8 protein-coding genes are annotated in these 7,896 nt (G+C 63.2%); 2 read left to right on the forward strand and 6 right to left on the reverse strand.

The window, feature by feature from the left end; genetic code table 11:
* Nucleotides 1–88 precede the first annotated feature (88 nt).
* The 4 genes from ugpC to EN750_RS10215 all read right to left on the reverse strand — a co-directional run bounded on the left by ugpC (nucleotide 89) and on the right by EN750_RS10215 (nucleotide 4,407).
* Complete coding sequence (ugpC, locus tag EN750_RS10200; RefSeq protein WP_127396347.1) at nucleotides 89–1,186, reverse strand: sn-glycerol-3-phosphate ABC transporter ATP-binding protein UgpC; 1,098 nt, start codon at nucleotides 1,184–1,186, stop codon at nucleotides 89–91.
* 3 nt (nucleotides 1,187–1,189) lie between these two features.
* Nucleotides 1,190–2,056, reverse strand: coding sequence for a carbohydrate ABC transporter permease (locus tag EN750_RS10205; protein ID WP_127267476.1), 867 nt, complete (start codon nucleotides 2,054–2,056; stop codon nucleotides 1,190–1,192).
* 2 nt (nucleotides 2,057–2,058) lie between these two features.
* Nucleotides 2,059–2,955: a sugar ABC transporter permease gene (locus tag EN750_RS10210; protein ID WP_127396348.1), complete on the reverse strand. Its 897-nt coding sequence runs from the start codon at nucleotides 2,953–2,955 to the stop codon at nucleotides 2,059–2,061.
* A 132-nt stretch (nucleotides 2,956–3,087) separates the two neighbouring features.
* On the reverse strand, nucleotides 3,088–4,407 hold the full coding sequence (locus tag EN750_RS10215; protein ID WP_127396349.1) for a sugar ABC transporter substrate-binding protein: 1,320 nt from the start codon (nucleotides 4,405–4,407) through the stop codon (nucleotides 3,088–3,090).
* Between the two features lie 169 nt (nucleotides 4,408–4,576).
* Between EN750_RS10215 and EN750_RS10220 the strand changes: the two genes are divergently transcribed.
* A complete protein-coding gene (locus tag EN750_RS10220; RefSeq protein WP_127267478.1) occupies nucleotides 4,577–5,362 on the forward strand; it encodes an IclR family transcriptional regulator in 786 nt (261 codons plus the stop codon).
* Between the two features lie 65 nt (nucleotides 5,363–5,427).
* The gene (locus EN750_RS10225; protein WP_127396350.1) at nucleotides 5,428–6,267 is read left to right on the forward strand and encodes an amidohydrolase; all 840 of its coding nucleotides are present in this window, start codon (nucleotides 5,428–5,430) and stop codon (nucleotides 6,265–6,267) included.
* Nucleotides 6,268–6,276: 9 nt separating this feature from the next.
* Here the strand turns inward: EN750_RS10225 and EN750_RS10230 are convergent, their stop codons facing one another.
* Both EN750_RS10230 and EN750_RS10235 read right to left on the reverse strand, forming a co-directional pair.
* Entirely contained in the window at nucleotides 6,277–7,245 is a 969-nt protein-coding gene (locus EN750_RS10230; protein WP_127396351.1) for an ABC transporter permease, read from the reverse strand.
* A gap of 1 nt (nucleotide 7,246) precedes the next feature.
* Nucleotides 7,247–7,896 (reverse strand): ABC transporter permease (locus tag EN750_RS10235; RefSeq protein WP_145967535.1); only part of this gene is annotated, 650 nt, incomplete at its 5' end.

The raw sequence follows: 7,896 nt of genomic DNA on the forward strand, positions 1-7,896 counted from the left end.
GACAGGCTCTGGATCGCGTCGGTGCGCTTGACCTTGGGCACAAGGTCCACCATCCGCAGCTCGACTTTCTCGATTCTGGCCATGCCGATCAGCTCCGCAATGTCTTTCCGGTCTCGGTGGCAAACAGATGCGCCTGCGACATGTCGAGGCTCATGGCGACGCGCTCGCCCGGCCGGAGTGGCCTCGGGTTCAGCATGCGCGACACCCAGTCCGTACCGTTGAATTCGACGAACACCAGCGTCTCGTTGCCGAGCGGTTCGGTAACGGTGATCGGCAGTTCGATCTGGTGGACGTCTGCCGCGCCACCGGAACTGATGCCATGGCCGGTTGGATAGATGTCGTCCGGCCGTAGCCCGAACACAACCTTGTCGCCGGTCGTGACATTGGCCTTGAACTGAGCGGGCAGCGGCAGCTTTTCGCCGTTGGCGAAAACCATCTGGCCGTCATCGATCGTGGCCTCGTGCAAATTCATCGGCGGCGAACCGATGAAGCCGGCAACGAAGCGGGTTGCCGGCCGCCGAAAGACCTCGTCGGGCGTGCCGACCTGTTCGATATGGCCGTCGCGCATGATGACGATGCGATCGGCCAGCGTCATTGCTTCGACCTGGTCGTGGGTGACGTAGATCACCGTCGACTGCACCTTGGCATGCAGCTTCTTGATCTCGGTGCGCATCTGCGTGCGCAATTTGGCGTCGAGATTGGAAAGCGGCTCGTCGAACAGGAACACATCGGGATCGCGCACGATGGCGCGGCCCATGGCGACGCGCTGGCGCTGACCGCCGGACAGTTGTGAGGGGCGGCGATCCAGCAACGTGTCGAGGCCGAGGATGGCCGAGGCTTCGGCGACACGGCGGTCCATGTCTTCCTTGGCGGCACCGGCGATCTTCAGCGAGAAGCCGAGATTCTCGCGCACCGTCATGTGCGGATAGAGCGCGTACGACTGGAACACCATCGAGATGTTGCGCGAGCGTGGCGGCAAATCGTTGACGATGCGCCCGCCAATCTCTATCGAGCCGGCGCTGATCTCTTCCAGCCCGGCGATCATCCGCAGCGTCGTCGACTTGCCGCAGCCGGAGGGGCCGACCAGCGCGATGAACTCGCGGTCGGCGATGTCGAGATCGATGCCGTGCACGATCCCGACAGTGCCGTAGCGCTTGGTCAGCTTGGTGAGGGTAACGGTTGCCATGTATCAGCCTTTCACCGCGCCGGAGGTCAGGCCGCCGACAAGGTGTTTCTGGACGACGTAGGTGAGGGTGAGCGCCGGGATGATCATCACCACGGCCAGCGCGCACATGCCGCGCCAGTCGATGGTGAACTCGGCCGTGTAATCGAGCAGGCCGACCGGCAGCGTCTTGGCGCTCACCGAACGGGTCAGCTGCGAGGCCAGAGCGAACTCATTCCAGCATGTCAGGAAGGCGAAGATCGCGGCCGACGCGATGCCCGGCCCGGCAAGCGGGAACTCGACCTGCCAGAACGCCTGCCAGCGCGTGCAGCCATCGATCTGTGCCGCCTCCGCGAGGTCCTTGGGCACCTGGCGGAAGAAGCCGTCGATCAGCCAGATCGTGAACGGCACGTTGAGCGCAACGTAGGCAAGGATCAGTCCGAAATGCGTGTCGATGATGCCGAGCCGCACATAGAGGAAGAACAGCGGCAGCGAGAGTGCAATGCCCGGCACGGTGCGCGTCAGCATCAGCCCGAGGAAGACGCTCGATTTGCCGCGGAAGCGGTAGCGGGCGAACGCATAGCCGCCGGCCATGCCGATGGCCACCGCAATGACCGTCGAGGTCACCGAGATGATCAACGAGTTGCGGAAATATTCGATCACTGGAATGCCGCCTTTGCCGATACCGCTGAACATGGCGACATAGGCGTCGAACGAAATCTCCTGCGGGATCCAGACCGGCGGCTTGGCCATGATTTCGACCGCCGGCCGCAGCGACGAGAGGACGATCCACAGGCCCGGCAGGCAGATCGTCAGCATCGCCAGGAACAGGCCAATGCGATAGACGATGCCCAGCAGCCGGCGCTTCAGGCGGGCGGAAGAATTCTCGTCCATCTTCACCACTCCGCACCAATCTGCGTGCGCGCCGCGGCGAGCTTGTTGAAGAAGTAGACGGTGAAGGCGATCGACAGCAGGATCGAGAAATAGGCCATGGCGTTGGCCATGCCCATGCGCCCGTCGCTGTAGGCGGTGCGGGCCACCAGGGTCCATAGCAGTTCGGTGCGGCCCGCCGGTCCGCCATCGGTCATGATCTTGACGATGTCGTAGGCGCGCGCCACGTCGAGCGAACGGATAGTCATGGCTATGTAGGCGAAAGGCATGACGAACGGCCACGTCACATAGCGGAATGTCTGCCACGGCGTGCAGCCGTCGACACGCGCCGCCTCGATCGGCTCCTTGGGCATGGCGAGCAGGCCGGCGAGGATCAGGATGGCGAAGATCGCCGTCGACGACCAGATCTCGGCGATCGAAATCGCGATGAAGGCGAGATGGCCCTCGATCAACCACGGTATGGCGTCCTGCGTAATGCCGAGCGACTGCAGCGCATTGTTCACCAGGCCGATATTGTCGTTGAACATGAACTTGAACTGGAAGCCGACGAGAATCGGCGAAAACATCATCGGAAACATCATCAGCGTGCGCAGGATGCGCTGGCCGCGTGTCGCCTTCTCGACCAGCATGGCAAGCCCAAGGCCGAGCAGCATTTCGAGATTGAGCGCGATGGTCAGCAGCATCACCGTGCGGCCGAACGCCCACCAGAAATCGGTGTTGGACAGGATCGAAAGATAGTTCCGGATGCCGATGAAGACGTAGAACGTTTCGGGCCGCGTCAGGCGGAACGGCGTGAAGCTGGAGTAAAGGGACAACAGCAACGGCACAACGACAACCGCCGCCAGCACGATCATGGCCGGAAGCAGCAGCAGGAATGGCGCGGATGGCTTGAGGCCCTTCATCAGAATCCTTGAAGTGTTTGCATTTGGACGGCGGTGCGTGGGCCGGGGGCGATGGGTTAGCGCAAACCGCTGGCCGCGAAACGCGATCGCCTCCCCCATTACCAATGGGGGAGGCAGCCCTGGGAGCCCGTTCTAGAGCTTGCCGGCGTCCTGGAGGATTTGCGTCGCCTTGGCGGCCGCATCGTCCAGTGCCTGCTTGGAGGTCTTGTCGCCGAGGATCGCCGCCTGCAACTCGGGATAGACGGCGTTCGAGATCTCGATCCATTCAGGCGTCTGCGGCACGGCAAAGGCGTGCTTGGCCTCTTCCTGGAAGGCGGTAAGAACCTCCTTCTTGTAAGGATCGTTTTCGGCCTGCTTCAAATCCCAGTCCCACACCGCGGTGCGGGTCGGCAGCGGGCCGGCGGCGGCCTCGAGCTTCTGGCTGTCTTCGTTGGTCAGCCACCACACCAGGGAAGCCGCGGCCTCCTTGTTGGGGCAGTTCTCGGTCACCGAGAAGCCATGGAAACCGGACCAGCCGGTGCGCTTGCCGGACGACCCTTTCGGGGCAACCTTGACGCCGACATTGCCCGCGACCTTCGACGATTTCGGGTCGTTGAAGAAACCGGCCCAGCCCGGCCAGTCGAGGTTGATGGCGACGGTGCCGGAGGCAAAGCCCTGGCCGAGATCGTCCCAGAGATAGTTGGTCGTGCCGGCCGGTACGGCCTTGGCCTTGTAGAGGTTTACGAACCAGTCGAGCGCCCGGATGCCGGCCTCGGAGTTGAAGACCGGCTTGCCGTCCTTGTCGAGGTATTCGCCGCCCTCGGCGACCACCATCTCGTAGAAGCGGCCGTTGATCGCCTCTTCCTTGCCGGCGAACTGCGTGCCGTAGAAATTGGGCGGGTTGGCGAAGAACTCAGCCTGGTCGGTGACTTCCTTCCAGGTATCCGGCGGCACCAGATCATAGCCGTATTTCGCCTTGAACTTGGTCTTGTTGTCGGCGTTCTCGTACAGGCTCTTCTGGTAGTAGAGCGCCGAAACGTCGAACTGCGCGCGCGGCAGCATCTCCAGCTTGCCGTCGATGGTTGCTGACTTGATGGTCGACGGCACGAAAGCGTCGATCTCTTCCTTGGGCAGCAATTTGCTGAGGTCGGTGTAAAGGCCCGTATATTGCGGCGCGAAGGACGAATGGTTCCAGCCGACGCACCAGTTGGTGCTACCCGAGGCGATGTCGGACTTGAGCTCCTTGTCGATGTCGAAGCCGTTCTTCTTGGTCAGGATGTTGACCTTGGCGCCGGTCGCCTTCTCCCATTCGGGAATGCGCTCGTAGAGCTTTTCATATTGCTGGCCGCCGATCAGCTTCACGTCGACGGTCACGCCTTCGAACTTGCCGGGCAGGTCGCCGGCAAGGGCAGCGCCCGCACCTGACGCGAGCAACAATGCACCGGCGCACACGCCGGACAGCAGTCTGTTCATTGGTATCCTCCCTTGGTGCCGCCTCCGCGGCGACCGCAACTCGTCTGATGACAAGAAGTGCTACATTCATATACAAACAAAACATTCATAGACACGTCAAGGCGAAATTTGTTTCCGCCGCGCACGTTCCTGCGTATATGAAGGGTGAAATTCACTGGAGGATGAGCCCATGGACGACAGCGAAGACGAGCGCTATCGCGCGCCGGCGCTCGACAAGGGGCTCGATATCCTTGAACTGCTGGCGGGCGTCGACGGCGGCCTGACCCAGGCCGAAATCGCCAAGAAACTCGACCGCAGTCCCAACGAATTCTATCGCATGCTCGACCGGCTGGTGCGGCGCGGCTACGTCACGCGCCTCGATGGCGACCGCTATTCGCTAACGCTCAAACTGTTCGGTCTGGCACAGTTGCACGCGCCGGTACGGCGGCTGGTCTCCTATGCGACGCCGCTGATGCGTGAACTTGCCGAGACATCGCAGCAGGCCAACCAACTCGTTGTTTTTGATCGCGGTTCTGCCGTCGTCATCGGCCAGCAGGAAGCACCGAACTACTGGGGCATATCGATCCGGGTCGGCTCCCATATCAGTTTGTTCGACACCGGATCGGGACATGTGCTGCTCGCCTTCCGCTCACCGGAAGAGCGCCAGATGATGATTTCCGAACACGTCCGCAGCACCGACAAGACGGCGCAATCGACCGAGTTCTTCACCCGTCTCGACCAAATCCGCGACCGTGGCTACGAGATGATGGCCTCGATGCAGACAGCCGGCGTCTTCAACCTGTCCGCCCCGGTGCGCAGTTCCGACGGCAAGGCAATCGCCGCACTGTCGATTCCCTACATCACGGTGGTCAACGCGCCTTCCGCGCCCGACATCACCAGGACGATCGAACTGTTGCTGGCGACGTGTGAAAAGCTGTCGCACCTCGCTGGATCAGCAGTCGGCTCATCGGCATGAATTCTTATTTGAATGAAGAATTCCCCCGTGAGATGATTTAAAAAGCCAGAGGGAGGAGCCTCACCATGATCATCGATACCCATCTTCACCTGATCGATCGCTCGGCCCTGCGCTATCCCTGGCTCGCCGGCGTGCCGGCGCTCAACCGCGATTTCTCTTATGAAGACTACGCGACGGAGGCGCAGCGTGTCGGCGTCGGGCGTGTGCTGCATATGGAGGTCGATGTCGATGCGGCCGACATCGAAGCCGAGACCGCTCGTGTGGAAGGACTGTCACGGCAGTCCGGCAGCATGCTGGCCGGGGTGATCGCGTCCTGCCGCCCTGAGGAAGGGGACTTCGCGGCCTATCTCGAACGGCAGCGGGCAAACCCGTTCGTAAAAGGCTTTCGCCGCGTCCTCCATGTCGTGCCCGACGATCTCTCGGAAGGTGCGGTGTTTCGCGACAGCATAAAGCGGCTTGGCGGCACCGGCCTGACCTTCGATCTCGTCGTGCTGCCGCACCAGATCCCCAAGGCGATCGCGCTGGCCGATCTGGCACCCGATGTGACGTTCATCCTCGACCATTGCGGCGTCCCCGACATCAAAGGCAAGAGCGAACATCCATGGCGCGAGCATATGAGCGACATCGCCCGGCGCCCGAATGTCTTGGCCAAGATTTCCGGTGTCGTCGCCTATGCCGATGCCGGCAGCTGGACGGTTGAGACGTTGCGGCCGTACGTCGAGCACACCATCAATTCATTCGGCTGGGACCGCGTCGTCTGGGGCAGCGACTGGCCGGTCTGCACGCTAGGCGGCGGCCTGTCGACCTGGGTGGCGGCGACCCATGCATTGCTCTCGGGCTGCAGCATTGCCGAGCGCGACAGGCTGTTGTCCGGGAATGCCCGCAAGCTGTGGCGGCTCGACTGACTGGTCCTTTCAGATGGTTGTCGAGACGTGCCGTTCGCGGCCATAGAGCGAAACCAGCAGCACGATGACGAAGCCGAGCGCGGCCTGCACCGCTGCGGGCTGGAAGCCGAGGCCGATCAGCAGCGTGTTGATCTCGGTCAGCACCAGCACGCCGGCGATCGTGCCGAGATAGCTTCCCCGGCCGCCGACAAGTGCTGCGCCTCCTACGACGACCGCCGCGATGGTCTGGAACAGATAGGGCTGGCCGACATCGCCATAGGCCGAACCGGTGAAGCCGAGCAGCAGCACCCCTGCCACGGCGGCGAAGAAAGCGCTTGCCGCATAGGTGATGACCCACATGCGAACCGGGTCAATCAGCGCCAGTGGCGCCGCGCCCGGATTGCTGCCCAGCGCGTAGAGCCGGCGGCCATAGGGCGTTCGCTCCAGCACCAGCACGACGAGTGCGGCCAGCACGACCAGGCTCGGCACCAGCCACGGCACCGGCAGCGGTCCGGCCGATCCGCCGATCGACACGAAGCTGGAAACCGCTTGCGGCGCGGAGCCCGATGGGAAGCCGGCTGTCCACAGCAGCACCAGCCCTTGCACGACCATGCCGAAGCCGAGCGTGACGATCAGCGGCTGGATGTCGAGACTGCGCGAGATCAGCCCGTTCAGCCCGCCGATGATGAGCGCCAGCGCACCGACAAGGCCGCAGACCACAACAAAATTCCAGCCGTCGCCATAGAGCTGCGCCGCCACGACATTGGCAAAGCCGATGACGAACGGGATCGACAGATCGATCCCGCCCATGATGACGACCAGCGTCTGTCCGATCGAGGCGACGGCGAGCAGCGAGGCGAGCACCAGCATGGCGCGTATGGCAAACGGCGCGGAGTAGCCAGGAATGAGGACCGTGCCGGCGAGATGCAGAAGGGCGGCGACGCAGAAGGCGCCAACGACGCGGGCGTTGGTTGTCGCGAACAGGTTTCGCCCGGTCATGTTAGCGCCCCCTCGTGGCAAGACGTTCCTGCAGCGCTGTCAGCATCACGGCCAGCACCAGGATCGCGCCGTAGGCGATCTGCAGCACGAAGGTCGAGACGTTGAACGTCGTCAGCACGCTTTGCAGCAGGAAGATGTCGATGGCGCCAATGGCTGCACCGGCGACGCCGCCACGCCCACCGGCCAGGCTGACGCCGCCGAGCGCTACGGCGGCGATGGCGATCAGCGTGTAGGTCGGCCCGATGTTAGGGTCGGCGGAGCCGATCAGCGCGGTCAGCATCAGCCCGGCGCAGCCGCCGAAGATGCCGGTCATGACATAGGCGATGAAGCGCACGCGCGTGACATCGACGCCGGCGGTGTAGGCGGCCCGATCGTCGCTGCCGACCGCCATCAACTGGTCGTAGTAAGGCGTGCGCCGCACCAGCCACCAAGCGATGAACATCAGTGCCAGCGGAAGCATCGAGAGCGGGCCGGACAAGGCCTTGAGCCAAGCCGGCGCCGGGCCGATCGGCGCCGGCAGGATCGTCAGCGTGACGCCGGCCAGGATCAGATAGGTGCCGAGCGTGGCGACGATCGGCTGGATGCGCACGATTGTCGCGAGAAAGCCGTTCGCAGCACCGACCAGCGCGCCGACGAGCAACGCCGCCGGAA

Origin of the sequence: Mesorhizobium sp. M7A.F.Ca.ET.027.03.2.1 (genome assembly GCF_003999175.1) — a bacterium.
In the GTDB taxonomy this organism is placed as follows: Bacteria; Pseudomonadota; Alphaproteobacteria; order Rhizobiales; family Rhizobiaceae; genus Mesorhizobium.